This window comes from Variovorax sp. LjRoot130 (genome assembly GCF_964253755.1).
Lineage (GTDB): Bacteria > Pseudomonadota > Gammaproteobacteria > Burkholderiales > Burkholderiaceae_C > Variovorax.
Window position 1 is genome coordinate 5,157,064 of sequence record NZ_CAXURM020000001.1, and the last position, 24,311, is coordinate 5,181,374.

Annotated in this window: 25 protein-coding genes; 8 read left to right on the plus strand and 17 right to left on the minus strand. The window is 67.3% G+C overall.

The window, feature by feature from the left end; all coding sequences use genetic code 11:
* Positions 1 to 8: 8 nt before the first annotated feature.
* The gene (locus ACSQ86_RS25605; RefSeq protein ID WP_436309823.1) at positions 9 to 1,136 is read right to left on the minus strand and encodes a heparan-alpha-glucosaminide N-acetyltransferase domain-containing protein; all 1,128 of its coding nucleotides are present in this window, start codon (positions 1,134 to 1,136) and stop codon (positions 9 to 11) included.
* 196 nt (positions 1,137 to 1,332) lie between these two features.
* On the opposite strand from ACSQ86_RS25605, the gene ACSQ86_RS25610 reads away from it, so the two are divergent.
* A complete protein-coding gene (locus ACSQ86_RS25610) occupies positions 1,333 to 1,848 on the plus strand; it encodes a DUF1772 domain-containing protein (RefSeq protein ID WP_436309824.1) in 516 nt (171 codons plus the stop codon).
* On the opposite strand, the gene ACSQ86_RS25615 is transcribed toward ACSQ86_RS25610, so the two are convergent.
* Complete coding sequence (locus tag ACSQ86_RS25615; RefSeq protein ID WP_436309825.1) at positions 1,799 to 2,125, minus strand: hypothetical protein; 327 nt, start codon at positions 2,123 to 2,125, stop codon at positions 1,799 to 1,801. The genes ACSQ86_RS25610 and ACSQ86_RS25615 overlap by 50 nt on opposite strands.
* Positions 2,126 to 2,284: 159 nt before the next feature.
* On the minus strand, positions 2,285 to 4,957 hold the full coding sequence (locus ACSQ86_RS25620) for a C1 family peptidase (protein WP_436309826.1): 2,673 nt from the start codon (positions 4,955 to 4,957) through the stop codon (positions 2,285 to 2,287).
* Positions 4,958 to 5,122: 165 nt separating this feature from the next.
* On the opposite strand from ACSQ86_RS25620, the gene ACSQ86_RS25625 reads away from it, so the two are divergent.
* The 6 genes from ACSQ86_RS25625 (at position 5,123) to ACSQ86_RS25650 (ending at position 11,289) form a co-directional block, all read left to right on the plus strand.
* On the plus strand, positions 5,123 to 5,950 hold the full coding sequence (locus tag ACSQ86_RS25625; RefSeq protein ID WP_436309827.1) for a TIGR02594 family protein: 828 nt from the start codon (positions 5,123 to 5,125) through the stop codon (positions 5,948 to 5,950).
* A gap of 102 nt (positions 5,951 to 6,052) precedes the next feature.
* Positions 6,053 to 6,400, plus strand: a complete 348-nt coding sequence (locus ACSQ86_RS25630; RefSeq protein ID WP_436309828.1) for a hypothetical protein — start codon at positions 6,053 to 6,055, stop codon at positions 6,398 to 6,400.
* 144 nt (positions 6,401 to 6,544) lie between these two features.
* On the plus strand, positions 6,545 to 7,726 hold the full coding sequence (locus ACSQ86_RS25635) for a glutamate carboxypeptidase (RefSeq protein WP_436310300.1): 1,182 nt from the start codon (positions 6,545 to 6,547) through the stop codon (positions 7,724 to 7,726).
* A gap of 143 nt (positions 7,727 to 7,869) precedes the next feature.
* Positions 7,870 to 9,096, plus strand: coding sequence for a molybdopterin-dependent oxidoreductase (locus ACSQ86_RS25640; RefSeq protein ID WP_436309829.1), 1,227 nt, complete (start codon positions 7,870 to 7,872; stop codon positions 9,094 to 9,096).
* Positions 9,097 to 9,414: 318 nt separating this feature from the next.
* Complete coding sequence (locus ACSQ86_RS25645) at positions 9,415 to 10,506, plus strand: phosphatase PAP2 family protein (protein WP_436309830.1); 1,092 nt, start codon at positions 9,415 to 9,417, stop codon at positions 10,504 to 10,506.
* A 51-nt stretch (positions 10,507 to 10,557) separates the two neighbouring features.
* On the plus strand, positions 10,558 to 11,289 hold the full coding sequence (locus ACSQ86_RS25650; protein WP_436309831.1) for an MBL fold metallo-hydrolase: 732 nt from the start codon (positions 10,558 to 10,560) through the stop codon (positions 11,287 to 11,289).
* A 22-nt stretch (positions 11,290 to 11,311) separates the two neighbouring features.
* Here the strand turns inward: ACSQ86_RS25650 and ACSQ86_RS25655 are convergent, their stop codons facing one another.
* Positions 11,312 to 12,310 (minus strand): 4-hydroxythreonine-4-phosphate dehydrogenase PdxA, encoded by a 999-nt coding sequence (locus ACSQ86_RS25655; protein WP_436309832.1) that lies wholly within the window; start codon positions 12,308 to 12,310, stop codon positions 11,312 to 11,314.
* Positions 12,311 to 12,330: 20 nt separating this feature from the next.
* The gene (locus tag ACSQ86_RS25660) at positions 12,331 to 13,299 is read right to left on the minus strand and encodes a Bug family tripartite tricarboxylate transporter substrate binding protein (protein WP_436309833.1); all 969 of its coding nucleotides are present in this window, start codon (positions 13,297 to 13,299) and stop codon (positions 12,331 to 12,333) included.
* 80 nt (positions 13,300 to 13,379) lie between these two features.
* Between ACSQ86_RS25660 and ACSQ86_RS25665 the strand changes: the two genes are divergently transcribed.
* The gene (locus ACSQ86_RS25665; RefSeq protein ID WP_436309834.1) at positions 13,380 to 14,333 is read left to right on the plus strand and encodes a LysR family transcriptional regulator; all 954 of its coding nucleotides are present in this window, start codon (positions 13,380 to 13,382) and stop codon (positions 14,331 to 14,333) included.
* A 13-nt stretch (positions 14,334 to 14,346) separates the two neighbouring features.
* Here the strand turns inward: ACSQ86_RS25665 and ACSQ86_RS25670 are convergent, their stop codons facing one another.
* From ACSQ86_RS25670 to nac, 12 genes are all read right to left on the minus strand, one after another.
* On the minus strand, positions 14,347 to 15,189 hold the full coding sequence (locus ACSQ86_RS25670; RefSeq protein WP_093103765.1) for an ABC transporter substrate-binding protein: 843 nt from the start codon (positions 15,187 to 15,189) through the stop codon (positions 14,347 to 14,349).
* A 35-nt stretch (positions 15,190 to 15,224) separates the two neighbouring features.
* Positions 15,225 to 15,959, minus strand: coding sequence for an amino acid ABC transporter ATP-binding protein (locus ACSQ86_RS25675; protein WP_436306358.1), 735 nt, complete (start codon positions 15,957 to 15,959; stop codon positions 15,225 to 15,227).
* Between the two features lie 75 nt (positions 15,960 to 16,034).
* Complete coding sequence (locus ACSQ86_RS25680) at positions 16,035 to 16,793, minus strand: amino acid ABC transporter permease (protein ID WP_436309835.1); 759 nt, start codon at positions 16,791 to 16,793, stop codon at positions 16,035 to 16,037.
* 3 nt (positions 16,794 to 16,796) lie between these two features.
* The gene (locus ACSQ86_RS25685) at positions 16,797 to 17,498 is read right to left on the minus strand and encodes an amino acid ABC transporter permease (protein WP_436309836.1); all 702 of its coding nucleotides are present in this window, start codon (positions 17,496 to 17,498) and stop codon (positions 16,797 to 16,799) included.
* 27 nt (positions 17,499 to 17,525) lie between these two features.
* Entirely contained in the window at positions 17,526 to 18,278 is a 753-nt protein-coding gene (locus tag ACSQ86_RS25690; RefSeq protein ID WP_436295236.1) for an SDR family oxidoreductase, read from the minus strand.
* A 112-nt stretch (positions 18,279 to 18,390) separates the two neighbouring features.
* Positions 18,391 to 19,158: a LamB/YcsF family protein gene (locus ACSQ86_RS25695; RefSeq protein ID WP_436295235.1), complete on the minus strand. Its 768-nt coding sequence runs from the start codon at positions 19,156 to 19,158 to the stop codon at positions 18,391 to 18,393.
* Between the two features lie 13 nt (positions 19,159 to 19,171).
* A complete protein-coding gene (locus tag ACSQ86_RS25700; RefSeq protein WP_093103757.1) occupies positions 19,172 to 19,588 on the minus strand; it encodes an acetyl-CoA carboxylase biotin carboxyl carrier protein in 417 nt (138 codons plus the stop codon).
* Between the two features lies 1 nt (position 19,589).
* The gene (locus tag ACSQ86_RS25705; protein ID WP_436309837.1) at positions 19,590 to 20,576 is read right to left on the minus strand and encodes a biotin-dependent carboxyltransferase family protein; all 987 of its coding nucleotides are present in this window, start codon (positions 20,574 to 20,576) and stop codon (positions 19,590 to 19,592) included.
* A complete protein-coding gene (gene pxpB / locus ACSQ86_RS25710) occupies positions 20,573 to 21,241 on the minus strand; it encodes a 5-oxoprolinase subunit PxpB (RefSeq protein WP_436309838.1) in 669 nt (222 codons plus the stop codon). The genes ACSQ86_RS25705 and pxpB overlap by 4 nt, the downstream gene beginning before the upstream one ends.
* Positions 21,238 to 22,590, minus strand: coding sequence for an acetyl-CoA carboxylase biotin carboxylase subunit (gene accC / locus ACSQ86_RS25715; RefSeq protein WP_436310301.1), 1,353 nt, complete (start codon positions 22,588 to 22,590; stop codon positions 21,238 to 21,240). Before accC ends, pxpB begins: the two co-directional genes overlap by 4 nt.
* A gap of 12 nt (positions 22,591 to 22,602) precedes the next feature.
* The gene (locus ACSQ86_RS25720) at positions 22,603 to 23,019 is read right to left on the minus strand and encodes an acetyl-CoA carboxylase biotin carboxyl carrier protein (protein ID WP_436309839.1); all 417 of its coding nucleotides are present in this window, start codon (positions 23,017 to 23,019) and stop codon (positions 22,603 to 22,605) included.
* A 133-nt stretch (positions 23,020 to 23,152) separates the two neighbouring features.
* Complete coding sequence (gene nac / locus ACSQ86_RS25725) at positions 23,153 to 24,091, minus strand: nitrogen assimilation transcriptional regulator NAC (protein ID WP_436295229.1); 939 nt, start codon at positions 24,089 to 24,091, stop codon at positions 23,153 to 23,155.
* Positions 24,092 to 24,311: the final 220 nt, after the last annotated feature.

The window sequence follows — 24,311 nt, forward strand, 5'->3', positions numbered from 1 at the left end:
GGCGAGGGTCAGACGTAGCGTGTGACCCAGTTCGGCCGCTCCCGCTTCTTGCGGTAGTACCAGGCGCAGGGCCAAAGCATGAGGGCCAGCAGCAGCAGCCAGATCAGATAGGTTTGCGCCAATCCCCACTTCGTGTGCACGACGGCCGCGGCCAGACCCAGCACGTAGAAATGGACGACGTAGAAGAAGAACGGCACCCGGCCGAAGACCACGAACGGGCGCAGCCAAACGGGCAGGCCGCTGCGCGTGACCCACCACAGCACGGCCAGGCCCGCGAAGATCGCGGCGAAAGACCAGGCGAGGAAGGGCAGGTCCGGCGGGTACTTGGCGAAGTTCCAGAACGCCAGGCTGGCGACCTTCGTGTACGCGTAGGCATTGCCATAGCCGCCAGCCAGGCGGATCGCGAGAAACAGCGCCAGGCAGACGCCGGCCAGCCCCAGCCAGAACCGCGCCGGCTGCAGGCGGTGCAGCGCGTCGCGGCCCGCGACGAAGCCCACGACGGAGATCGCGGCCCAGGGGATCACCGGGTAAAGCGAACGAAACGCGCCGCTTCGAACCGGCTCGTAGAGCACCGCCCGCAAGGGCAGCGGCAGCGCCGACACGTCGAGCAGCGGGTGCAGCGCCAGCACCGCGATCGCCGCCGCCAGCAGCAGCTTGCCCGGCGCGTCGCGCACGAGCGCGAGGATGATGATGGCCGCGCCGATCGAACTGAGCACCACGAAGGAATAGAAGCCCATGGCGGCGCGCGGCAGGCCCATGACGAGCGCGTCCACCGCGATCAGCACCAGGCCGCGCAGGATCAGCCGCCGCGTCACCTCGGCATGCGGCAGGCCGCGCTGCTCGCGCGCAGCGCTGGTCAGCGCCACCATGAAGCCGGCCATGAAGAAGAAGGCCGGCGCGACCGGCACGCCCGTGAAGCGCGTCAGGAACTGCAGCAGGTCGCCGGGCACGGGCGCCGCGGCCGCGGCCGCGGCCAGTTCTTCGCCGGCCCGGCCGGCGTTGAACATCAGCGAGGCGTGGTCCAGCGCCATGTGCGCGATCAGGAGGCCGCGAAAGGCGTCGACGTAGCCTTGCCGCGCGATCGGCGCGTCGATGGCGCTGGCCTGGGCGAGGATTGCGGAGGAAGGGCTATGCATGGGGGAGTCTCGAGGGGCGTGGCCAGTGTCGGGCAGGCGCGCAGCGCAGGTCTTGGAGATTGGCGACATGCGCGCGGTGTCGCAACCTGGACGATGGAGCACGAGGCCGGGACGACACGTGATTGAAATTCACGCACCGCCAGGGCCCAATAGCGACCTTTGCAATTCCAGGAACGCACTGCAGAAGGCAAACGACATGGCAACCCTGAACGCACTCATGCTCCCCCTTACCGTGCTCGCCGCCGTCGGCTTGGCCGTCATCGCCGGCCTGCTCTTCGCCTTCTCGACCTCGGTGATGAAGGCGCTGTCGCAGCTGCCGCCCGAGCAGGGGATGGCCGCGATGCAAAACATCAACGTGACGATCCAGAACCCGGTGTTTCTCGGCGTGTTCGTCGGCACCGCGGTGCTGTGCGGGGTGCTGGTGCTGCGGGCGCTGCTGCATGCGAACGATGCGGCCACCTGGTGGCTGCTCATCGGAGCAGCGGCCTATCTGATCGGGACCTTCGGGGTGACGATGGTCTTCAATGTGCCGATGAACAACACGCTGGCGCGGGCCGAGGCGTCTGCAGCGGTGGCCGCGGTGCAGTGGCCGGCTTATGTGGGGCCCTGGGTTCGGTGGAACCACCTGCGCACGGTGATGGGGGTGCTGGCTGCGCTCTCGTTCACGGTGGCGGCAGTGCAGTGGGCGCGTGCGGGAGCGTCGGGCGCCTGAGGTCGGGCAGGAGGCCCCACAACCAGCGCGCTCCTTGCGATGGCGGTGCCGCGTCGACCGAGATATGCCCGCCGGTCGCCGTGGACTGCTCCTCGAAGGCCCTGAGCTGGGCAAGATCGGTTTCGAGTTCGCTCTCGAGCGTCGCGAGTTCGCCCCTGAGCTTCTGGATCAGTGCCGGCATCGTCCGGATGCGCTCGCGCTTGCGCTTGATCTCCTCCTTGATCTGCACGATCGCTCGCTTCACGATGTCGCCATCGATGGAGTTGGTGGTGGCCATGGCCTATCTCCTGAGGTGGGCTCGATGCGCCGGTTGTACGCGCAGCAGCGTTGCATCGCCTCCTCCCGGCTGGGGAGGCCGAAGGCGGCGGCCCCGGTGCGAGTCGCAAGCGCCGAAGTGGCCTGCCCTCGCCAACCGTCGGGCACCTCGCGTACGTCGCTACACCCTCTCCCGAGTGCGCTGGTCAATCTGCATGCGCCGATCGCGCAGCGACGATTCGGTGTGCGGGAACATCGGCTTGGCGCTGCGAATCGGGATCGCCATGTCCGGGAGCTTCACCGCGAGCTTCGCCTGCGCCTTGCCGGCACCTGCCGCAATGCGCCTGAAGGTCGACATGACTGTCTTCTTGTCGTCGTCGAAGTCGCCGTGGTGCATGGCCTCCGATGCGCTCAGCGAATCGTCGGGCTCGGTGTTGGGCGTGAGCACGAGTTCGGCGCCGTGGGCATTGAAGATCTTGCGCAAGGCAGGATCAAAGGCTTTCTCCATCCCGAGGATCGACACGCCATCGCGAAAGAACGGGATGCGCGCCTGGCCCTCGAAGGCATTCGAGACCAGGTAGAGCAAGGACTTGTTGTAGATCTTGGCGCAGTCGTCATCACGCTCGGTCTTGTCCTTGAGCGCATACACCGTCAGCTTGCGGAGCGCCTTTGATTCCATCGCCGGCACGTAGAACTCCTTGAAGAGTTCGACCGTGCAGGCCGGCGCCCACAGGGTGCAGGTCTCGATCGGCAGGCCGCGCGCAGCCAGGAGCTTGACGATCGGCGCGTGCAGGATCGAGCCCGCGCTGTGGCCCACGAGATGGATCTCGAGGGCCTGGCCGTTCTTCTCGGCCTTTTTCGCCAGCTTCTTCAGGTGATCGACGACCAAGGTCGAGGCACAGCCCTGGCTGGCGGCGCGCAAGGCGTTCTCCTTCATCTCGCTCCAGGCGGCCTTGCCGCTCAAGACGCGGGCGAGCGGCTCCAGCGCGTCGTCGAGCCGATCCAGCATGAAGTCCTTGGTGGCGTCCAGCGCGCCTTCTGGCCGTCGACGGCTCACCGCGTCCTTGAGGATGTTCGAGAAGGTGGTCCAGTAGTCGGTGCGCCAGATGAAGGCCAGCGGGTAGACCTCAGCCTTCAACAGCTCCGGTCGGTATTCCGCGAGGCGCTGCACCGCGGCCTGTTCGCTCACCAGCCCGCCATGGGCATACAGAAGGACCCGCAGCTTCTTCCAACCATGGGTCGCCGCCGGGATGTCCTGCTCGAAGATGTGACTGAGCTCGTCGGGCGTCGAGCCGTAGTCGCCGCCCGCCTTCAGCTCCCCGTCATTGCCGACGCTCACGATATGAGGCCGCAGGTCTGCGAAGGAATAGGCCACGCTCTGGTTGGCGGTGGCCGAATGCGTGGCGGCGGCCGATTGCTTCGCGCGCAGCGTCACCGGCGCCCCCAGGCGGGCCACCCACACATCGGTGCCGTTGGCGATCCAATCGTCATAGGTGATCCGCGCAAAGCCGCGCAGGCCCCATGTCGGACCCCAGGAGTTCTGCAGCCAAAAACCTTGATCGTCATAGGCCACGACGGCGAAGGCATGGCCGCCGGTGATCACCTCCGACTGCACGATCAGGCCGTCGGCCCCTACGCTGCCCCATCCCTCGTGGACCGTGGCCGTCGCATAGAGCACGCCGACCTCGGCGATGGCCGCGTGCATGGCGACCAGGTCTTTGTGGTTGACGCGGAAATAGGCGCCCAGCGGCCGGCGGACGCCGTCTGCCACGCGCTGCTCGGTCATGCCCCGGCGGTCGACCTTGCCGGGCTGGTAGGGATATAGCTCCTCGGAGCAAATGCCGTGCTTGTGCCAGCCCTTCATCGCGCCGCGCGCGCTCGAGCCGCTGTAGTTCTCGCCGGGCCACTCGTCGTAGCGGCGCGCCAGGTCGTACAGCATGCGCGGGCTGACGGGAACGCTGTCAGGCACCACCCGCCTGCGCTGGAGCAGATAGTTCGCGACGGTCGCCAGGCCGAAGCCGGTGCACGCGCCTTCGCTGCCCTGGTTCAGGATCGGCACCTTGTGCTCCAGGTACTCGCCCAGCGGAATGTGGGTCGGCACCTCGATGAGTGTGGGCGTGTACATCAGGTCGCGGAAGTCGAGCGTGTCCGGCCGCACTGCGAGCGATTCGGAAGGCGGCGGCACAAAGGCTGGCGGCGGCGGCTCCAGCTGGATTGACTCAGCGCCGCGCATCAGTGCATCGGCCGGCTCCGCGAACGTCTTCGCGGTCTTTGCCTTGGCATGTCTGGCGCTCGCGGCCGGAAAGGAGGGGGCCAGCACCAGCTTGGCCCGCTCGTAGAAGCGAACCCTTTCAGCCGCGCCGTTCTGGCCGCCGTTGATCCTGCGCGTGATCTCGGTGAAGTTGTCCGCATCGGCGAGCTCGTTGAGCCCTTTGCGCTTCCAGTACAGCCCCGCCGTCTTGAACGCCAGCTCCGGCGCGGCGGCCAGCTCGGGCTGGCCGACGAGGTCGACCCCGAGCAGATCGCCGAACTTCTGGTAGTTGGCACGGCCAGTCAACTGAATCGGGCCGCGGCCCTTGAAGCGCTTGCCATCACCGGGCTGCGTGTTGCCGAGCGTCCGTGCCAGGTCGCTCGGCGGCTCGTAACGCTTCTGCGCCGGCGTCGGCCCCCAGATCTCCTCCATGAAGTTGAACTCGCCCGACTCGTGCGCCAGCTGCGCGATGAATGCGGATGTTCGTCGCAGATTATTGATCTCGAATTCCTCCATCGCCGCGTTCAGGGGGTCGACGTACAGGAGGCGCTTCTTCTGCGAAGCGTGGAGCATGATCTGCGCGAGTTGAAGGTCGGTGAGCATGGGATGCCCTTTCGCGAGTGACGGGGACTGGCTCGCGGCAAATTCTGCCTCTCACGCAGAATCTGACGAAGCGGCCTGAAGGACTATGTCTGTCGATCTAGCCAAAGGGATGTACGAGTGATCAGCCCGCTGCGGCAAAATCTCGGGCAACTCCGAGGAGGTGCGATGGGAACCAGTGACAAGGACTCGCTATCGACCGCTGTGCTGACCGATGGCTCGGATTCACAACGCCGTCTGAGCTTCAAGAAGCTGGCATCCTGGATCGCCATCGTCGTGACCGTCGTCGCTGGAACGGCCGCGTTCGTCAAGAACGTCGACACGATCTGGACCACGGCCTCCGGCTGGTTTCGAGGCAAGCCGCAGCCGACGCCGGGCACTGAAATCAAGGTGACTGCCGAGACGCTGGTCGCCATTGCAGACGCCATGGCCAAGACCGCTGCTGCAAAGTCCGGAGGCGCGGCCAGCGAAGAGGTGAAGAAGGATTCGGCGAATCTGAAGAGCGCGGCGAAGGAGATCGAAGCGCCGTTGTCGGTCGGGACCGCGGCGATACCGGCACCGCCCTGGTTGAAGCTTGCCTTGGCCGAACTGGGCCAGTCAGAGATCCCAGGGCCCGAGTCCAATCCACGCATTCTTGAATACATCCATTCCTCACCTCATCTCAAGAATGTCACTGACGACACGATGCTTCCTTGGAGCGCGCTCTTCCTCAACTGGGTGATGAAAGCGTCGGGCGTTCCCGGCGTGGATGATGGTCGCAATATCGCGTGGCTGACGTGGGGGAGCGAGCTGAAGGAACCCAAGCAAGGCGCCGTGGCGATCTTCAAGCGCCCGGAAAGTGATGCGTCCCCGTCGCGCGGGCAGGCCTATTCGTGCCTCTACCTGGGCCAAACCGCGACCTACATTCTTTGCCTGGGCGGCAACGTCGGAAATGCCGTTCGGATCACGTCCAGGCCCAAGGAGAACCTGGTGGGCTACCGATGGCCTCCCGCCTGATTCCGTGGTTGAGCCGTACTCGACGTAGAACGTTTCCTCGTTGCCGTCTTCGACCTGCTTCGCGCGCAGAGGGTTTGCGAGAAGGGTTAGGCTGGAGGCCTGATGACACCCTCCAAGGAAAACGCCGATGCCGGCTCTGTCTGGATCCGGTTCTGGTCGCCGACTTCCGCTTTGGAGCCGACTCCGGCCCATGCAAGTGCGCCTGAGCGTGCGGCGATCAGGAGCCGGAACTACGTCTGGCTGAAAACGTACATGGACATCTACATCCTGCGCTGGGGTGCACTGTGGGCAGCCTGCCTGGTTCTCGCGCTCCTTGCCACGGACGATGCAGTGCCAGGGGTACTGTTTGCGATCGCGCTGGCCTCGACCATGGCGTCTTTTTTTGGTCTGGTTTCCATGGTCTTGATCTATCGCCGAGCGGTCAGGGCTGTGAAAGATCGGACCGCATAGCGCAGACGGCTGGTCTCGGAGAAAACCTGGCCTAGACTCCCGCGTCTCTGTTCAACGAAGGATTTCCCGATGACATTCGCATCGACCACCTGTGCGCCTGCGGCACGTTGGCTGCCTCGTTTCTTGTTGGGGCTCGGCGCGGCAATGCTGGTGTCCACGCTTCATGCCCAGCCCCACAAGGAAGTTCTCGACCGATCTGCAGGCTACAAGGACGAAGCGCTGTTGCTGCTTGAACGCCTGGTCAACATCGACTCCGGCTCGGCCAACACCGCAGGCCTCGAGAAGGTGCGGGGTGTGGTGGTCGAAGAGTTGCAAAAGCTCGGCGGAAAGATCGAGACCTTTCCGGCTACGCCGCATCCCGGAACCAACGTCGTCGCGACCTTCGAGGGCACCGGAACCCGCAAGATCCTGCTGATGGCGCACATTGACACGGTGTTCGCCGACGGCACGGCGAAGGCCAAGCCCTTCTACATCAAGGACGGCCGCGCCTACGGCCCCGGCGTGATGGACAACAAGGGCGGCGTGGTCGCGGGGCTGTACGCGATCAAGATCCTGAAAGCGATGAACTTCAAGGACTACGGCCGCATCACCTTCCTGATCGACACCAACGAAGAGGTGGGTTCGCTCGACACCACGGCGCTGATCCGCCGCGTAGCCAGGGAACACGATGTCACCCTTAACCTGGAGCCCGGCCGCCCGGCGGACGGCCTGGTGGTGTGGCGCAAGGGCAGCGCCACGGCCACGGTGGAGGTCAAGGGGCGTGCGGCCCATGCCGGCGTGGCGCCGGACGCAGGTCGCAACGCTGCCATGGAGGTGGCCCATCAGGTCTTGCAGCTCGGCAAGCTGGGCGATGCGGAAAAGCTCACCACGATCAACTTCACCGTGCTGACAGCCAACGGCGCCACCAACGTGATCCCCGAGAACGCATCTGCCAGGGGCGACGTGCGGGCGGTGACGCGCGAAGAGTTCGATCGCATCGAGCGCGACCTGGCCCGCGTCTCGCAAAGCAGGCTGATCGCCGACACGCAGGTCAAGACGATGCTGTCGCGCGGCCTGCCGCCGATGCCGCGCACGCCGCAGTCCGACGCACTGGTCAAGACGGCCGAATCGATTTACGCCGAAATCGGCAAGAAGCTCACCATCGAAGGCTCGGGCGGCGCCGCCGACGCGAGCCTGGCCGCCGATGTCGGCGTTCCCACGCTCGATGGCTTCGGGATCGTCGGCGGTGGCATTCATACGCCGGACGAATATGCCGAGGTCGAGAGCGTGGTGCCGCGCTTCTACCTGCTCACCCGCATGGTGATGGAGCTCAGCAAGAAGCCCTGACATCACGCGCGCCACCGGGTGGTGCGCAAGGCTTGGACCATTCGTCGACCAGGCCTTCCGGTTTCTTGCATTTCCATGAAGCGCCGCCGATGATTCGAAGTCGTGGTGGTTCGCGCCGCGAGTCCCGGATCCAAGGAGTTGCCATGCTCAACGAAGTCCAGATCAAGTTCGATGCAGGTTCCACTTCTATATCAAGGAGACCTGCAATGGATGCAAAAGACATGGCACGACGACAGTTGATGCGGCAAGGCGGTGCGGCGCTCGCCGGTCTGGCGCTGCTGCACTCCCACTTGCTTGCCCAGGCCTTCCCGGCCCGGCCGGGCGAGGAGGTCATTCCCTGGCTGGATCAACCGCCACCGAACCCGAGTGGCGGTGTCGTCGAGAATCTGCCCCAGTGGGAAGAGCTGAGTTCCTTTTTGACGCCCAACGACAAGTTCTTTCGTGTGGCGCACTACAACAAGCCGGTCATCGACGAGAAGGCGTGGGCCCTCGAGATCACCGGGCTCGTCAAGCAGCCCAAGACCTTGACGCTCCCCGCGCTCAAGGCCCGACCTCGGAAAGAGGTCGTCTTCACACTCGAATGCTCCGGGAATCATGGGTTCCCGTGGTTCATCAGCGGAATTGGCACCGCCAGGTGGGCGGGGACGCCGCTCGCCCCACTGCTCAAGGAAGCCGGGGTGCTGAATCGAGGGATGGAAGTCGTCTTCGTTGGGAGCGACGCGGGTGAGGAGGAAGTCCGCCAGGCCAAGATGCCGCAGCACTTTGCCCGCAGCATGTCGCTGGTCGATGCGATGAACCCGAACAACCTGCTCTGCTATGAGATGAACGGCGCAGCGCTTCCGCAGCCCCACGGGTTCCCCGTGCGGCTTATCGCTCCGGGCTGGTATGGCATTGCGAACGTCAAACGGCTGAAGCGCATCGAGATATGGGACACCCGCTTCATGGGCCGCTTCATGGCGCGTGACTACGTGACGATCCGCGAAGAGCAGCGCAATCAGGAAACCGTCTGGACGGAAACGTCCGTGGGTCGGGCCCTGCTCAAGTCTGTACCGGCCAAGGTCACCGGCAGAAACGGCAAATACCGCATCGTCGGTGCAGCGTGGGGGCCATCCGTAGCGCGCGTGGAGGTGCAGATCGACGCGGGACCCTGGGTCGCAGCAACCATGGACCGGAGTGAGCAAGCCGATTTTGCGTGGAAGCTCTGGTCCCTGGAGTGGGCGAATGCGACGCCAGGAGAACACGCCATCACTTCACGTGCTGTCGATACCCAGGGGAATGTCCAACCAGCGATGGAGGATCCCCGCATCGCCAAGAAACGCACCTACTGGGAAAGCAACGGGCAAGTCACGCGGCGGGTCCGACTCACCTGATCGTTGTTCGCACAGGAGACTCCCATGCGTACCAGGTTCGCTGTTTCTGCTTTGTTGCTTGCGCTTGCGACGGCTTGCGCAACCAGCGTCCCACCGCCAGACAAGTCATCCGGTCCGCTCGCCGACCGAGGTGCCGGCGCGTGGCGTACGTGGGTATTGACCTCCGGACAGGAACTCCGACTGCAGCCTCCGCCGAACGCTGCCGCAACTGCCGCCGAGCTGGAGCAGCTGCGGACATTTGCAGCGCAGCGGGACTCCGCGGCCCAGGAGCGGATTCGGTACTGGGACTTCTGGTCGCCGTCTCATCGATGGAACGAAATGCTGATCGACGTCTCGGGGGCCAATCCAATCCCGGGTGGAGCCGTGCAGCGGGCGTTTGCAATGATGAACATCGCGATCAATGACGCGATGATCGCGGCTTGGGACACCAAGTACACATACAACCGTCAACGTCCTGGCGAGATCGACAGACTGTTTCCAGCTTCCGTGGCCACGCCCCGCAATCCTTCGTATCCGTGCGAGCACTCCGTGGCCGCAGGTGCCGCTGCCGCAGTTCTTGCGCACATCTATCCGAAAGAAGCGCAGCGTATTACCAGCGCGGCAGAGGAGGCTGCTCGCTCACGCGTCATGGCGGGGGCGGCTTTTCCGAGTGATACCAAGGCGGGACTGGAGCTCGGGCGTGCCGTCGCCGCACGCGTCATCGAGCGAATGAAGCTCGATGGCGGCAAATGGGCTGGCCCCGTACCCGCTGGTCCAGGTCTGTGGAAGGGAGCCAATCCCGTGGGTGTCGACGAAGTGGGTTGGAAGCTCTTCGTTCTCAACTCTCCGAGCCAGTTTCGCCCTGGGCCGCCTCCAGCGCACGACTCGCCTGAACGCGCCGCGGAGCTTGCCGAAGTCAAGGGATTCAAGCGCACGCCGTTCACGAACAGCAAGGTGAGCTATTGGCAGTTCGGACAGTTGGGGCAGCCGGGCGTCGCGTTTCGATTGAGCGAAGAGGTGGGGCGCCGGCTGGCAGAGGATGGAACGCACGCGAGTGCACCACGTGCCGCGCGTGCGTACACGCTGGTGCACGTCGCGCACTACGAGGGCTGGATCGCCTCGCAGGACGCCAAGTTCCACTACTGGACAGCGCGTCCGAATCAGTTTGACCCGGCGATAGCCACAGTGATTCCGACCCCGCCATTTCCGACCTATCCGTCCAATGCGGCTACGCTCGTCAAGGCACCGACTGTCGTTCTGACCTACCTGTTTCCGCGCGAGCGCGCGCGGTACGACGGCTGGGTACAGGAATTCGGAGAATCGCGCCTATGGGCGGGGATCCATTTCCGCAGCGACATCACGTCCGGCTGGGAGATCGGACGACAGGTGGGCGAAGCGGTCGTTGCGCGTGCAAAGTCTGATGGCAGCTAGAGGCCGCATCCTGCCCGTCGAGTTGCAGCCCACAACCCACAGGAGACGCGCATGATCACGAATCCGCAGGCCGGCACCAACGTGCAGGAAATCGCCTCGGGCATCTTCCGCATCAACACGCCGGTGCCGCTGCCCGACGGCAACCTGTTCAGCTTCAACCAATACCTGGTGGTCGACGACCAGCCGCTGCTGTTCCACTCCGGCCTGCGCCAGCTTTTCCCGCTGGTGAGCGAAGCCATCGCAAGCGTGATGCCGGTCGAGCGCCTGCGCTACATCGGGCTGTCCCATGTCGAGGCGGACGAGTGCGGTGCGCTGAACCTGTTTCTGGCCGCAGCGCCGCAGGCCGTGCCCCTGTGCAGCAGCATCGCGGCTATGGTCTCGATAGGCGACATGGCCGACCGCCCGCCGCGCGCGCTCGCCGATGGCGAAGAACTCGCGCTCGGCACCCACACGATGCGCTGGTTCGACACGCCTCATCTTCCGCACGGCTGGGAGTGCGGGCTGATGATGGATACGCACACGCGTACCTTCTTCTGCGGCGACCTCCTCACGCAGCCGGGCAACAGTGAGCGGGCGCTGGTCGATAGCGACATCCTTGGCCCCAGCGAGGCGTTTCGACGCCAGATGGACTATTACGCGCATGCACCGCAGACGGCCGCATTGCTGGCCGGGCTCGCGAAGCAGGAGCCCCGCACGCTCGCATGCATGCACGGCAGCGCATGGCAGGGAGATGGCGCATCACTGTTGCGCAGTCTTTCAGAGGCACTCTCGGCCTCGCATTGAGTTCCGCGCGCTCAGCCTTTACTTACCCTGCCCTGCCGGCCATTCGGACGCAGAGCTCGAAGGCTTTTTGCAAGCCTTCGATGTTCGCCACGCCCTTGCCCGCGATGTCGAAGGCGCTGCCGCTCGCCGAGGTCGCCACCGGCACCGGCAGCCCGCCGTGCAGCGTCACGCCCTGTTCGAAGCCCATGAGCTTCATCGCGATCTGGCCCTGGTCGTGGTACATCGAGACGACGGCGTCGAAGTCGCCGCGGCGCGCGCCGATGAAGACGGTGTCGGGCGAATAGGGGCCGCGCGCGTCGATGCCCTGCGCCTTCAGCGCGCGCACGGCCGGCTCGATGATCTCGATCTCCTCGCGGCCGATGGAGCCGCCGTCGCCGGCATGCGGATTGAGGCCCGAGACCGCGATGCGCGGCGCGGGCACGCCGGCACTGACGAGCGCGCCGCAGATGATGTGCACGGCGTCCTGCACGGCCTGCCCGGTGATGAGGGCCGCGACGTCTTTCAGCGGCACGTGCGAGGTCACGCGCGAAGTCCACAGGCTGCCGGTGATGTTGAACTCGCAGACGAAGCCCGGCACATCGAAGCGCTCCTGCATGTAGCGCAGCTCGTCCTCGTGCGCGAGGCCGCCCAGGCGCAGCGAATGCTTGTTGAGCGGCGCGAAGACGATGCCGTCGACCGCACCGCGGCGCACGGCTTCGGTGGCCAGTTGCATGGCCTCGAAAGAGGCCTTGCCCGAATGCGCATTCGACTCGCCCAGCACCGGCGGCTTGCCGCCCATGGTGTTCTGCACCAGCAGGCTGGGGCGGCCGGGCTCGAAGCGCAGCGCGTCCAGGCTTTCCAGTCTCAAGGGGTCGAGCGCGGGGCCTCCTGCGATGCGTTCGCCGCTTTCAAGCACCAGCGGATCGGCGATCAGCAGCAGCTCGGCAGCTTCGAGGTTCTGCGCGCGGCGCAGCAGCTTCACCGTCATCTCGGGGCCGATGCCGCTCGGGTCGCCGGGCAGCACTGCGATTCGGGGTTTCATCGACATCCTTTTCTCTTGAGTCAATCGGCGCGCATGCCGGTGTCCTTGACCAGCTTGCCGTAGCGCTCGAACTCGCTGCGGTTCATCTCCGCGAAGGGCTCGATGCCCATGGCCGTGATCTCGCCGCCCAGGCCCTTGATGCGCTCCTGCACGTCGCTCATGCGCAGGCTCTGGGCCAGCTCGGCGTTGAGCCGCTCCACCGCCGCGCGCGGCGTGCCGGCGGTGACGAAGAGGCCATACCAGGTGTTGACGTCGGCGCCCTGCACGCCCGCCTCGGCCAGCGTGGGCACATCCGGCAGTTCGGGCGTGCGCCTGGCCGCGGCGACGGCGAGCGCGCGGAACTTGCCGGCCTTGATCTGCTGCATGGCCGAGGAGGTGCTGTCGAACATCATCTCCACCTGCCCGCCGATGATGTCGACGTGCGCCTGCGAGCTGCCGCGGTACGGCACATGGATGGCCTTGGTGCCGGTGGCCAGCGCAAAGGCTTCGCCGCCCACGTGCTGCGTGCTGCCGATGCCCGAGGACGCATAGCGCAGGCCGCCGGGCTTGGCGCGCATCGCGGCGATGAGCTCCTTCACGTCCCGGTAGGGCGAGGTCGACGGCACCACCAGCACGTTGGGCATCACGGCCACCAGGCCGACGGGCTGCAGGTCCTTCAACGGGTCGTACTTGAGCTTGAGCAGGTGCGGCGCCACCGCCTGGCCGGTGTTGGTGGCCAGCAGCAGCGTGCTGCCGTCGGCGACGGCCCGCGCCGTGAGTTCGGCCGCGATGGTGTTGGAGGCGCCGGGCCGGTTCTCGACCACCACCGGCTGCTTGAGCGAGGCGCCGAACTTGTCGGCGAGCAGGCGCGCGAGGATGTCGGTGCCGCCGCCGGGCGAGGCGCCGACCATGATGCGCAGGGGCTTGTCGGGATAGACCGCCTGGGCGGGCGCCGCGAGCGGCACGGCGATCAGGCAGAGCGCCGCAAGGCGCCAGGACAGGAATGGCATGGGCGTGTCTCCGATCTTTGTGGTGCCCAGCTTAGGGATGTTCGCCATTCCAATCCAATCGAATGTTCTGAAGAATCCATATGCCGACGTATATGACTCAGCCCGGCTCCGATCTCCCGCCCTGGCGCCTGCTGCTGCGCTTGCGCACGCGGCAATGGGTGCTGCTGGCGCTGCTCGACCAGCACCGCCACCTGGGCCGCGCGGCCGCGGCGATGAACATCAGCCAGCCGGCGGCCACCAAGCTCTTGCAGCAACTGGAAGAGACCTTCGCGGTGCCGCTCTTCACCCGCGTCGCGCGCGGCATGACGCCCACGCCGTATGGCGAGGCGTTGGTGCGCCATGCGCGCTGGGTGCTGACGGATTTCGGCGCGGTGTGCGAAGAGGTGGAGGCTCTGCGCTCCGGGCTCAGCGGCGCGTTGCGCGTGGGCAGCGTGCCGGGCGCGGTGCCCGAGCTGCTGGCGCCGACGCTGGTGGCCTACCAGAAGAAGCACGAGCGCGTGGCGGTGAGCGTGGTGGTCGACACCAGCGACGTGATGCTGCGCCAGCTTGCGCGCGGCGAGGTCGACCTGATGCTGGGCCGGCTCACCGAAGACCACAGCGCCGAAGCCTTCGATTGCGTGCCGCTGCTCGGCGAGCCGCAGGTGGTGGTGGTGCGCAAGGCGCATCCGCTGTTCAAGCGCAAGTCGCTGACGCTGCGCGAGCTGGTCGACTGGCCCTGGCTGCTGCAGCCGCCGGGCTCGCCGCAGCGCGGGCGCTTCGAGGCGGCCTTGCGCGAGGCGGGCATCCAGCAGCGGCTGCGCATCACCGAAACCGCATCGCCGATCGCGATGACGGCGCTCTTGGAACACTCGGACATGGCCGCCGTGATGCCGGCGTCGCAGGCGGCACACTACGCGCGCCTGGGCGTGCTGCGCGTGCTGCCGGTGAAACTGCCGATCCGCGTGCCGCCGATCTACCTGATCACGCGGCGGGCGCACAGCCTGTCGCCGGCCGCGGCCGAGTTCGTTGCGCTGCTGCGGCCGGCGGCGGCCTGACAGGCGCGGACCTTCAGGGCAGCAGCTCGAACTTGAGTTCGGACAGCGGCATCACCTTTTCTTCGCGCGTCATCTTGTATTCGGTGTTCGGACCGAGCCACTTGGCCCAGATCTTGTCGATCTCGCCGGCCTTGTCCAGCGCCACCAGCGCCGCATTGACCTTGGCCAGCAGCACCGGCTCGTCCTTCTTCATGCCGACGCCGATCGGCTGCAGCACCATCGGCTCCTTGATCATCTTGAGCTCGACCCCGGAGGTCTTCGACTGGTTGACGAGCTTGGTGATGGTCATGGTGTTGGCCACCATGCCGACCGACTTGTTCTGCTGCACGGCCATGAAGGCCGAGCCCGTGTCCTGGAAGGTCACCGGCTCGGAGCCGTTCATCTTGATCGACAGCTCCGAGGTCGAGCCCTTGGTGGAGCTCAGGCGCTTGCCCTTGAAATCGGCCTTGGTGGTGCCGGGGTCGGAGGCTTTCACGGCCAGCATTTCCTTGGCCACGTAGTACGGATCGCTGAACTGGATCTGCTCGCCGCGGCTCTTGGTGTAGGCCAGGTTGGCCACGGTCACGTCGACGCGGCCGAGCTTGACCTCGGGCACGCGCGCCTCGACCGACAGCGGCGTGACCTTGGCGCTCAGGCCCAGTTGCTTGGCCAGCGCGTTGCACAGATCGACATCGAAGCCCACCATCTCGCGCGTCTTGGGATCGGGCGCGGCAAAGGGCGGCACATCGGCGAAGGTGCCGCACTTGAGTTCCTTGCGCTGGTTGATGTCGTCCCACTGGTCGGCATGCGCCAGGACGGACAGGGCGCCAAGGCAACAAGCGATGGCGGCGAGACGGAAGACGGTCTTCTTCGACATGATGAACTCCTGGTGAGGGCTGGGATGGGAAACGCCTAGTGCGCGCGCAGGTCGGACAGGAAGCGCTGCGCGCGCGGATGCTGGGGGCTGCTGAAGAAAGTCTCGGGCTCGGCCTTCTCGAGGATCCGGCCGGCATCCATGAACCAGATGCAGTCCGCGACCTCGCGGGCGAAACTCATCTCGTGCGTGACGCACATCATGGTCATGCCGTCGTTGGCCAGGCCGCGCATCACCGACAGCACCTCGCCCACCATCTCGGGGTCCAGCGCACTGGTGGGCTCGTCGAAGAGCATGGCCGGCGGCTCCATGGCCAGGGCGCGCGCGATCGCCACCCGCTGCTGCTGGCCGCCCGAGAGCTGCGCCGGATAGGCGCCGGCCTTGGCGGCCAGGCCCACGCGCTCCAGCAACTGCATCGCCTTGGTCCGCGCGGCGGCGCGCTTGACGCCGAGCACGCGCATCGGCGACAGCATGATGTTCTCCAGCACCGACAGGTGCGGGAACAGGTTGAAGCTCTGGAACACGAAGCCGATGCGGCTGCGCAACTTGTTGAGCGCCACGCTGCTCATCGGCGCGTGGATGTCGTGGCCGTCGAAGAGCAACTGGCCCGACTTGATCTCCTCGAGCCGGTTGACGGTGCGGATCAGCGTCGACTTGCCGGAACCGGAAGGCCCGCAGACCACCACCACCTCGCCTTTCTTGACTTCGGCGTTGACGTCGGCGAGCGCCTGGTAGTCGCCGTACCACTTGTTGATGTTGGAAAACAGGATCATGGGAACGTCTGCGTTCGTTGGGGTGGGCATGGTTCTGTCTCCTTTGCGTTTGTCCGACCGTCGTGCGCGGCCTTGTCAGGGATTGGCCGCCACCGGCGGCGGCAACGAGGCGCCCTCGGGCGACAGCGGGGCCACCGCCGCGCCGAGCCGCTTGTGGGCAATGCGCCGCTCCAGCCACTGCGCCAGCTGCGTGAGGCTGAAGCAGACCACGTAGTAGGTCATCGCCAGGATGAAGAAGACCTGGAAGGGCTTGGTCAGCAGCTGGTTGTTGATCTGGTTGGCCGCGAAGGTGAGCTCGTTCACGTTGATCACGTAGCCCAGCGTCGTTTCCTTGATAGTGGAGATGAACTGGCTCAGCATGCTCGGCAGCATGTTGTAGAGCGCCTGCGGCAGGATCACGTACCACATCGTTCCCAGGTGGCTGTGGCCGAGCGCGCGCGCCGCCTCGGTCTGTCCCTTGGGCAGGGCCTGGATGCCGGCGCGCACCACCTCCGACAGGTAGGCGCCCTCGTAGATCACCAGCGTGCACAGCATGGTGGTGAAGCCCGAGATCTCGCGGCCGATCAAAAGCGGCACGAGGAAGTAGACCCACAGGATCACCATCAGGAGCGGCACGCCGCGCACGACGTAGACCAGCACCGTCGCCGGCCAGCGCAGCACCGCCCACGGCGACAGCCGCGCCAGCGCCATCACCACCGACAGCGGGAAGGCCAGCACGATGCCCAGCACCGACAGGGTCAGCGTGGCGACGATGCCGCCCATCGGGCCGTTGGGATACTGGCCGATGAGCAGCAGCAGCCAGTTGTCGCGCAGGATCTCGAAGATGCTGAACATCTCTCACCTCGCTCCGACGATGCGGTAGTGCCGCGCCACCCAGCCGCCCGCGGCCATGATGAGCAGCGAGAAGCCGAGATAGAGCACCGTGGCCACGCTGTAGGCCTCGAAGGCGCGGAAGCTCTGGCTCTCCACTTCCTTGACCGCGTGCGTCAGCTCGGCCACGCCGATCGCCATGGCCAGGCTGCTGTTCTTGAACAGCGACACGCTGTGGTTGACCAGTGCCGGGATCGCATTGCGGATCGCCTGCGGCAGCATGACGTGGCGCATCGAGCCGATGTAGCTGTGGCCCAGCGCACGCGCGGCCTCGGCTTGGCCCGCCGGGATGGAACGCAGGCCCGATCGCAGGTCCTCGCTGAAGTAGGCCGCCTGGCACAGCCCGAGCGCGACGATCGAGAGGATGGCCTCCGCGTTGTGCTCGGACAGCCAGTTCTGCAGAAACTGGGGCAGCAGGCTGAAGATGCCGAAGTACCAGAGCATCAGCTGCACCAGCGTCGGCACGTTGCGGTGGTAGGAGACATAGGCCGCGACCACGCGCTCGGCGACGCGGCTGGCCGTCAGGCGCACGGTCAGCAGCACGATGGCCAGGCTCATCGCGAGCAGCCAGGAGCCGGCCGCGATCTTCAGCGTCATCTCCACGCCGTGCAGCAGCATCGCGCCGAACTCCGGCTTCAGCAGGACGGCCAGCAGGTCGAAGTCCTTCATGTGCCGTTCCTTTGATTTCCGTGGTTCTCAGGCCTGCGGCGCTTCCGGGCGCGCGGTGGAGAGCCCGCCGGGCACCTGCAGCGTCGGCGTGATCTCCATGTGGCCCACGTTCACCGCGACCGGCGCGGCGATGGCGAAGGCAATGGCGTCGGCAATGTCCTCGGCCCGCGGCAGCTCGAAGCCCTCGATGAAGCGCTTGTGCATTTCCTCCGGGTTGCCGTGCACGTGCGCGAAGATGTCGGTGGCCACCCGCCCCGGGCAGATCTCGGTGACGCGCACGCGCTTGCCGAAGACATCGATGCGCAACTGGCGCGACAGCATGCTCACCGCGGCCTTGGTCGCGTGGTAAGTGCTGTTGCCGCCGAAGTTGTAGGCCCCGGCGATCGAGCTGATGTTGATCACGTGGCCGCGGTCGCGCGCGGCCATGCCCGGCACGACCAGCCGGCACAGGTGCAGCACGGCGCGCAGGTTGACGTCGACCAGCAGGTCGATGCCCTCGGCGTCGGCCTTCAGGATCGAGCCGGGCCTATCGACGCCGGCATTGTTGACCAGCACGTCGAAGGGGATCTCCTGCGCCAGCCGGGTGATGCCCTCGAGGTCGCTCACGTCGATGGCGTGCGGGATGCAGCCCGTGCGCGCGGCCAGTTCGGCCAGCTTGCCGGCGCTGCGCGCAAGCGCGTGGACCTGCAGGCCTTCCTTGCAGAGGCGCTCGACGACCGCGGCGCCGATGCCCGAGGAGGCTCCCGTCACCAGCGCGGTCTTGTAGTCGGAGAAAGGCATCTTTGGCTTCTTTCGTTATGACGAATTCACTGTATCCAGCGCGACCTCGGGGCGCCAAGACGGAATGGCTGTGTAGAGATAAGCCGTCCTTATGTCGCCTGGTCGCCCGGTCTCAGGGCGCCATCTGGCGCGAGATCGGCAGCACGCGCCCCGCCGCCTCGACCACGCCGCGTACGGCCCGCGCCAGCTCCACCGCACCGGGCGTATCGCCGTGCACGAGGATGGAGCGGACGTTCATCGGGATCCTGCGCCCGCCATGGCTGGTGACCGTGCCCTCCTCAAGCAGCTGGCGCACGCGCGCCAGCACGGCCTCGGGCTCGTGGATGACGGCGCCGGGCAGCTTGCGCGGCACCAGCAGGCCCTCGTCGTCGCAGGCGCGGTCGGCCAGAAAGGTCCGCGCCACGCGCAGCCCGCAGCGCTCGGCCGCGTCTTCGATGGCACGGCTGGCAGACGAGCTGATGATCAGGCCGGGGTCGAAGTCCGCCACCGCGCGCACCAGCGGGCCGGCCAGCGCCGCGTCGGCGGCCGCCATGTTGCCCAGCGCGCCATGGAAGCTCATGTGCGTCATCCGGTGGCCGGCCGAGCGCGCCATGCCCGCGAGCGCGCCCAGCTGGTAGGTGACGTAGGTGGCGAGCTCCGCGACATCGATCTGCATCGGGCGGCGCCCGAAGCCGAGCAGGTCGGGAAAACCCACATGCGCCCCCACGTCCACGCCCCGGTCGCGGGCCATGCGCACCGTGCGGTCCATGATGACCGGGTCGCCGGCATGGAAGCCGCAGGCCACGTTGGCGGAGGAGACGATCTCCAGCAGCGCCTCGTCCTCGCCCATGCGCCAGGGGCCGAAGCCCTCGCCCAGGTCGGCGTTCAGATCGATGTCCATCGCGATGTACTCCTCATTCGTCGGCCTGCAGTTCGACCAGCAGGGTGCCCCAGCCCACAGGCTGGCCGTCGGGCACCAGGAAGGCGATCAGCACGCCGGACTGCGGTGCATGCACCGGCAGCAGCAGCGGGCCGATCTGCATCAAACCCACGGGCTGTCCCGCGGACACGCGTTCGCCGGGGCGCGCCAAGGGCGCGGCATGCAGCGGATGGGCGTGCAGGAAGTTGCCCACACTGGGCGCGGCAGCCACGCATGACGGCGGCGCCGGCGGCGTTCCCTCCTCCTGCGCACCCAGCTGCACGATCCCGCTTCCGGGCCCACCCCCACGCCCCAGCCGCAGCACGCCGTCGGGCGTGCGCAGCTCCAGCAGGCCGATGTCGGTGGCGGCCAGCCAGGCGGCGAGCTCCCGGACTTGCGCAGGGCTCTTCATGTCAGTTCATGCGCGGCGCGCTGCGGTGGAGGTCCACCATGCGCCGCACCCTGTCGAGCCAGGCCTCGATCTCGTCCAGCGCGGCCACGGCCTCGTCCCAGCTGCTTTCGATGAAGCGGATGCGGCTGCCGATCGGCGCCTGGCCGAGTCGCCAGAGATCGGCCTCGATCACGGTGCCGAACTTGGGGTAGCCACCCGAGGGCTGGGCATCGCGCATCTGGATGATGGGCTGCCCACTGTGCGGCACCTGGATCACGCCGGGCACGATGCCGTGCGAGCGCATCTCCATCGGCGCGATCGGCCGCAGCGCCTCGCCCTCGAGGCGATAGCCGTAGCGGTCGCTCTGGGCCGTGATCTTCCATTCGCCGGCCCAGAAGGCGGCGCGCGAGGCTTCCTCGAAGCCCAGGTATTCGGCGGCGGGCAACACCCGCACGGCGGGCAGGCCGTCCACCTGCAGCGGCAGGCTCAATGCCGGCGGCACGAGGCCGAAGCCGGTCTGGCAGGACTGCCCCTCGCCCACCGCGCGCAGCGCATCGCCGCGGCGCAGCGCGCGGCCCTCGTGGCCGCCGAAGGCGCCGCGCAGCTGGGTGCTGCGCGAGCCCAGGACCTCGGGCACGTCCACGCCACCGGCCAGGCACAGCATGGCGCGGCTGCCGCGATGCATGCCGCCCTGCGGCAGGCCCAGCGTGAGCGTCTGCCCGGCGCGCGCCTGGTGCACCCACCAGGGCAGGAGCGGCGCTTCATCGAGCCGCGCCGCGCAGTCGGCGCCGGTCAGCGCGAAGGCGCAGTCCTGGTCGAAGCGCAGCTTGAAAGGAAACACCGGCACCTCGATGGCGGCCGCATCGGGCCCGTTGCCCAGCAGCAGGTTGCCGGCCGCCAGCGCCAGCTTGTCCATGGCCCCGGAGGTGCCCACGCCCCAGCGCAGGCTGCCGGTGCGCCCCATGTCCTGCACGGTGGCCAGCGCGGCGGACGAGAGCACTTCGATCATCGGATCACCCCCTGGACCCGGAAGCGGATCATGTCGCCCGGCTGCAGCCTCGCCGGCGGGTCCTGCGACGGATCGAAGAAGGTCATGGCGGTGCTGCCGATCGTGTTCCAGCCGCTGGGGCCGGCCGAGGCCGACACGCCGGTCTGCACGCCGCCGATCGACACCGCGCCGCCCGGAATGCTCAGCACCGGCACCTTGCGCCGCGGCGTGGCGATGCGCGGGTCCATGCCGCCCAGGTAACAGTAGCCCGGATGGCTGCCGAGCGCGTACACCGGGTAGACCGGCGTGCTGTGGCGCTCGACGATCTCCTCCACGCTGAGCCCGGTGTGCGCCACCACGTCGGCCATGTGGGGGCCGCCCTCGCCGCCGTAGACCACCGGGAGCTCGACCACGCGCCCTTCGAGCGGCAGGGCCTCCGCCGCGTCCCAGGCGGCGTGCAAGCGGGCCTCCAGCGCTTCCAGGGCAGCTGTGTTGCGCGGCGCTCGCATGAAGGTGAGCATGAGGTTGTTCATGCCCGGCACCGCCTCGCGCACCTCCGGCCAGGCCTGCGCCTCTCGCGCGAGGGCCCAGATGCGCTGCTGCGAGGGTAGCGCGAGCTCGCCGGGTGCCTCGAAGAGCAGCGCCGTGGTGCCCAGCAGGCTGACGGATGCGGTCGGCGCAATCACGCGAGACTCCTTCGCTGCAGCCAGCGCTCGAGGTGGTGGATGTCCACGCCGCCGGCGGCGAAGCCCTGGTCGCGCAGGATCTCGCGGTGCAGCGGCACGTTGGTCGAGATGCCCTCGACGCGCATCTCGGCGAGCGCCAGGCGCATGCGGTCGAGCGCGTCGGCGCGCGTGCTGCCCTGCACGATCAGCTTGGCGATCATCGAGTCGTAGTACGGCGGCACGCGGTAGCCGGCACCGGCATGCGAGTCCACGCGCACGCCGAAGCCGCCTGGCAGCTGCCAGCCGCTGATGCGCCCCGGCGAGGGCGCGAAGGTATCGGGGTTCTCGGCATTGATACGGCACTCGATGGCATGCCCTTCACAACGCACGTCGGCCTGCGTGAAGCCCAGGCGCTCGCCGCGGGCCACGCGCAACTGCTGCTGCACGATGTCGATGCCGGTGGTCATCTCGGTCACGGGGTGCTCCACCTGGAGGCGGGTGTTCATCTCGATGAAGTAAAAGGCGCCCTGCTCGTACAGGAACTCGAAGGTGCCGACGCCGCAGTAGCCGATCTGCCGGCAGGCCGCGGCGCAGCGCTCGCCGACCTCACCCAGCAGCGCCTCGTCGATGCCGATGGCCGGCGCCTCCTCGATCACCTTCTGGTGGCGGCGCTGCAGCGAGCAGTCGCGGCTGCCGAGCCATAGCGCATTGCCATGGCTGTCGGCCAGCACCTGGATCTCGACATGGCGCGGATGCAGCAGGAACTTCTCGATGTAGACCTCGGGGTTGCCGAAGGCGCGGCGCGCCTCCTCGCGCGTGAGCAACATCGCCTCCGGCAGGGCGGCTTCGTCGTGCACCACGCGCATGCCGCGACCGCCGCCGCCGCCCGCGGCCTTCACGATCACCGGGAAGCCGATCTCGCGCGCCAGGGCGAGGACCTCGTCCGGGTCCTCCGGCAGGCTGCCGTCGGGGCCGGGCACGCAGGGCACGCCGGCGCGCCGCATCGCGCGCTTGGCCGCGACCTTGTCGCCCATGGCGCGGATGCAGGCGGCGCTCGGGCCGATGAAGACGAGGCCGGCCTGCTCGACACGTTCGGCGAAGCCCGCGTTCTCCGACAGGAAACCGTAGCCCGGATGGATGGCCTGCGCGCCGCTGACTTCGGCGGCGAACAGGATCGCGGAGGGGTTCAGGTAGCTCTGCCCGGGCGCGGCCGGGCCGATGCACAGGGCCTGGTCGGCCTGCGCCACATAGCTCGCCTCGCGGTCGGCTTCGGAGTACACCGCCACGGTCCGGAGCCCGAGGCCGCGGCAGGCGCGCTGGATGCGCAGGGCGATCTCTCCCCGATTGGCGATGAGCACGGTGTCGAACATGGCCATGATCCCCTATACGCCGTCGAAGCGGAACAGCGCCTGGCCGGCTTCGACTTCCTGTCCCGAGCGCACCAGCACCGCCTGCACCGTGGCGTCGCGTTCGGCGCGCACCTCGTTGAAGACCTTCATGGCCTCGATCACGCACAGCGTCTGGCCCGCCTTAACGGTTTGACCGGCCTGCACGAAGGGCGGCTCGGCGGGCGTCGGCTGCAGGTGCACCACGCCGTAGAGCGGCGCGAGGCATTCGGCCGACGCTGGCGCCGCAACGGGCGCATCGTGCGCCGCGATCGCTGCTCGCCGGCGCGGCGTCGCCGCCAGCGCCGACTGCTTCACCAGCCGCAGCATGCTTCCGTTCTCGCTGTACTCCAGCTCGCACAGGTCCGATGCGGCCAGCGCGTCGATGAGCGTCTTGATCTGTTCCTGATTCATGCCGGGCCGTCTTGGGCGACGGAACATCCTGGGTGGCCGACGCGTTCGACGAACGCGTGACGGCAGGCATGAAAGGTAGCGGGCCGCGGGCACAAAGCCCAAGACGGATTGGCTGTGCCGCGATAAGGGCGGCTTATGACAAGGCGCTCAGCTCGGGTTCGGGCGTCGAGGCGACGGTGCCGGCAAGGTCGACGACGAGCTCGAGCAGGATGTCCTTCACCGCTTGCGCCGGTTCGGAAAGAGGCAGGTGGTCCGACTGGCAGAGCGCCAACGGCGCCTCGATCACCGGGTCGACGATGCGGAACTGCCAGGCGCCGCAGGCCGCCACGACCTCGCGCGCCATCGACGCCGGCAGGATGGTGGCGCCCAGTCCGTCGGCGATGGCGGCGGTCAGGGTGAAGGCCGATTCGATCTCGGCCACCACGCGCGGCACCATGCCGGCGCGCACGAAGGCCGCATCGACCAGCTTGCGCACCACGTTATAGGGGCGCGGCAAGAACAGTTCGATCTCGCGCAGGTCGGCCAGTCGCACGGGCTCGGCCGGCGCCGGCATGGAAGCCGGCCCCACCAGGAACAGGGGCTCCTTCAGCAGCGGCAGGAAGGACAGCCCGTGGATGGCCTTGTCGCCATAGAGCACGGCCAGATCCATGCGGCCGTTCATGATGAGTTCGCTCAGCGTGGTGCCGTAGTTCTCGTTGAGGTAGAGCAGGATGCCGGGATGCCGGGCGCGCACGGTGCGCAGCAGCGGCAGCGACAGCGCGGAGGCTGCGGTGCCGGGCGCGAGCCCCACCGACACCTGGCCCGACAGGCCCTCGCCGGCGGCCTCCATGTCGACGCGGGCCTGCTCGCACTGCCGCAGGATGATCTGGGCATGGCGATACAGCACCTTGCCGGCCTCGGTGGGGGTCACGCCGCGCTTGGTGCGCACCAGCAATTGCTGCCGCACTTCGCCTTCGAGCGTGGCGAGCTGCTGGCTCAACGCCGGTTGCGCAATGAAGAGCACCTCGGCGGCCTGCGTCAGGCTGCCGATGTCCACGATCTTCACGAAGTATTTGAGGCGTCGGAGGTTCACGCCTTGTCTCCAAGCAAAAGCTGAGCCTAGCACTGGGGCGCAGGGGCGCCTAGATGCGATGTGTCCGGGGGGTCCGGGGGCGCGGAGGCGCCCATGCCCTCACCCTAGCCCTCTCCCGGAGGGAGAGGGGACCAGACAGGAGTCACCATAAGCTCAGCCTATCGAACCAGAGCGATCTCATCTTGGCCGAGGTGGAGCGATGTGCGTACCGTTGGGTCCG

What these genes read in the sequence shown, in the direction of transcription:
- accC (WP_436310301.1), bottom strand. Translation starts at nt 22,590, where the DNA reads ATGTTCGACACCGTGCTCATCGCCAATCGGGGAGAGATCGCCCTGCGC.
- ACSQ86_RS25680 (WP_436309835.1), bottom strand. Translation starts at nt 16,793, where the DNA reads ATGTTCAGCATCTTCGAGATCCTGCGCGACAACTGGCTGCTGCTGCTC.
- ACSQ86_RS25690 (WP_436295236.1), bottom strand. Translation starts at nt 18,278, where the DNA reads ATGCCTTTCTCCGACTACAAGACCGCGCTGGTGACGGGAGCCTCCTCG.
- ACSQ86_RS25650 (WP_436309831.1), top strand. Translation starts at nt 10,558, where the DNA reads ATGATCACGAATCCGCAGGCCGGCACCAACGTGCAGGAAATCGCCTCG.
- ACSQ86_RS25640 (WP_436309829.1), top strand. Translation starts at nt 7,870, where the DNA reads ATGCTCAACGAAGTCCAGATCAAGTTCGATGCAGGTTCCACTTCTATA.
- ACSQ86_RS25670 (WP_093103765.1), bottom strand. Translation starts at nt 15,189, where the DNA reads ATGTCGAAGAAGACCGTCTTCCGTCTCGCCGCCATCGCTTGTTGCCTT.
- ACSQ86_RS25620 (WP_436309826.1), bottom strand. Translation starts at nt 4,957, where the DNA reads ATGCTCACCGACCTTCAACTCGCGCAGATCATGCTCCACGCTTCGCAG.
- ACSQ86_RS25655 (WP_436309832.1), bottom strand. Translation starts at nt 12,310, where the DNA reads ATGAAACCCCGAATCGCAGTGCTGCCCGGCGACCCGAGCGGCATCGGC.
- ACSQ86_RS25720 (WP_436309839.1), bottom strand. Translation starts at nt 23,019, where the DNA reads ATGAATCAGGAACAGATCAAGACGCTCATCGACGCGCTGGCCGCATCG.
- ACSQ86_RS25675 (WP_436306358.1), bottom strand. Translation starts at nt 15,959, where the DNA reads ATGATCCTGTTTTCCAACATCAACAAGTGGTACGGCGACTACCAGGCG.
- ACSQ86_RS25625 (WP_436309827.1), top strand. Translation starts at nt 5,123, where the DNA reads ATGGGAACCAGTGACAAGGACTCGCTATCGACCGCTGTGCTGACCGAT.
- ACSQ86_RS25635 (WP_436310300.1), top strand. Translation starts at nt 6,545, where the DNA reads ATGCTGGTGTCCACGCTTCATGCCCAGCCCCACAAGGAAGTTCTCGAC.
- ACSQ86_RS25645 (WP_436309830.1), top strand. Translation starts at nt 9,415, where the DNA reads ATGCTGATCGACGTCTCGGGGGCCAATCCAATCCCGGGTGGAGCCGTG.
- ACSQ86_RS25705 (WP_436309837.1), bottom strand. Translation starts at nt 20,576, where the DNA reads ATGATCGAAGTGCTCTCGTCCGCCGCGCTGGCCACCGTGCAGGACATG.
- ACSQ86_RS25695 (WP_436295235.1), bottom strand. Translation starts at nt 19,158, where the DNA reads ATGGACATCGATCTGAACGCCGACCTGGGCGAGGGCTTCGGCCCCTGG.
- ACSQ86_RS25605 (WP_436309823.1), bottom strand. Translation starts at nt 1,136, where the DNA reads ATGCATAGCCCTTCCTCCGCAATCCTCGCCCAGGCCAGCGCCATCGAC.
- ACSQ86_RS25615 (WP_436309825.1), bottom strand. Translation starts at nt 2,125, where the DNA reads ATGGCCACCACCAACTCCATCGATGGCGACATCGTGAAGCGAGCGATC.
- ACSQ86_RS25630 (WP_436309828.1), top strand. Translation starts at nt 6,053, where the DNA reads ATGACACCCTCCAAGGAAAACGCCGATGCCGGCTCTGTCTGGATCCGG.
- ACSQ86_RS25665 (WP_436309834.1), top strand. Translation starts at nt 13,380, where the DNA reads ATGCCGACGTATATGACTCAGCCCGGCTCCGATCTCCCGCCCTGGCGC.
- ACSQ86_RS25660 (WP_436309833.1), bottom strand. Translation starts at nt 13,299, where the DNA reads ATGCCATTCCTGTCCTGGCGCCTTGCGGCGCTCTGCCTGATCGCCGTG.
- ACSQ86_RS25610 (WP_436309824.1), top strand. Translation starts at nt 1,333, where the DNA reads ATGGCAACCCTGAACGCACTCATGCTCCCCCTTACCGTGCTCGCCGCC.
- ACSQ86_RS25700 (WP_093103757.1), bottom strand. Translation starts at nt 19,588, where the DNA reads ATGAAGAGCCCTGCGCAAGTCCGGGAGCTCGCCGCCTGGCTGGCCGCC.
- ACSQ86_RS25685 (WP_436309836.1), bottom strand. Translation starts at nt 17,498, where the DNA reads ATGAAGGACTTCGACCTGCTGGCCGTCCTGCTGAAGCCGGAGTTCGGC.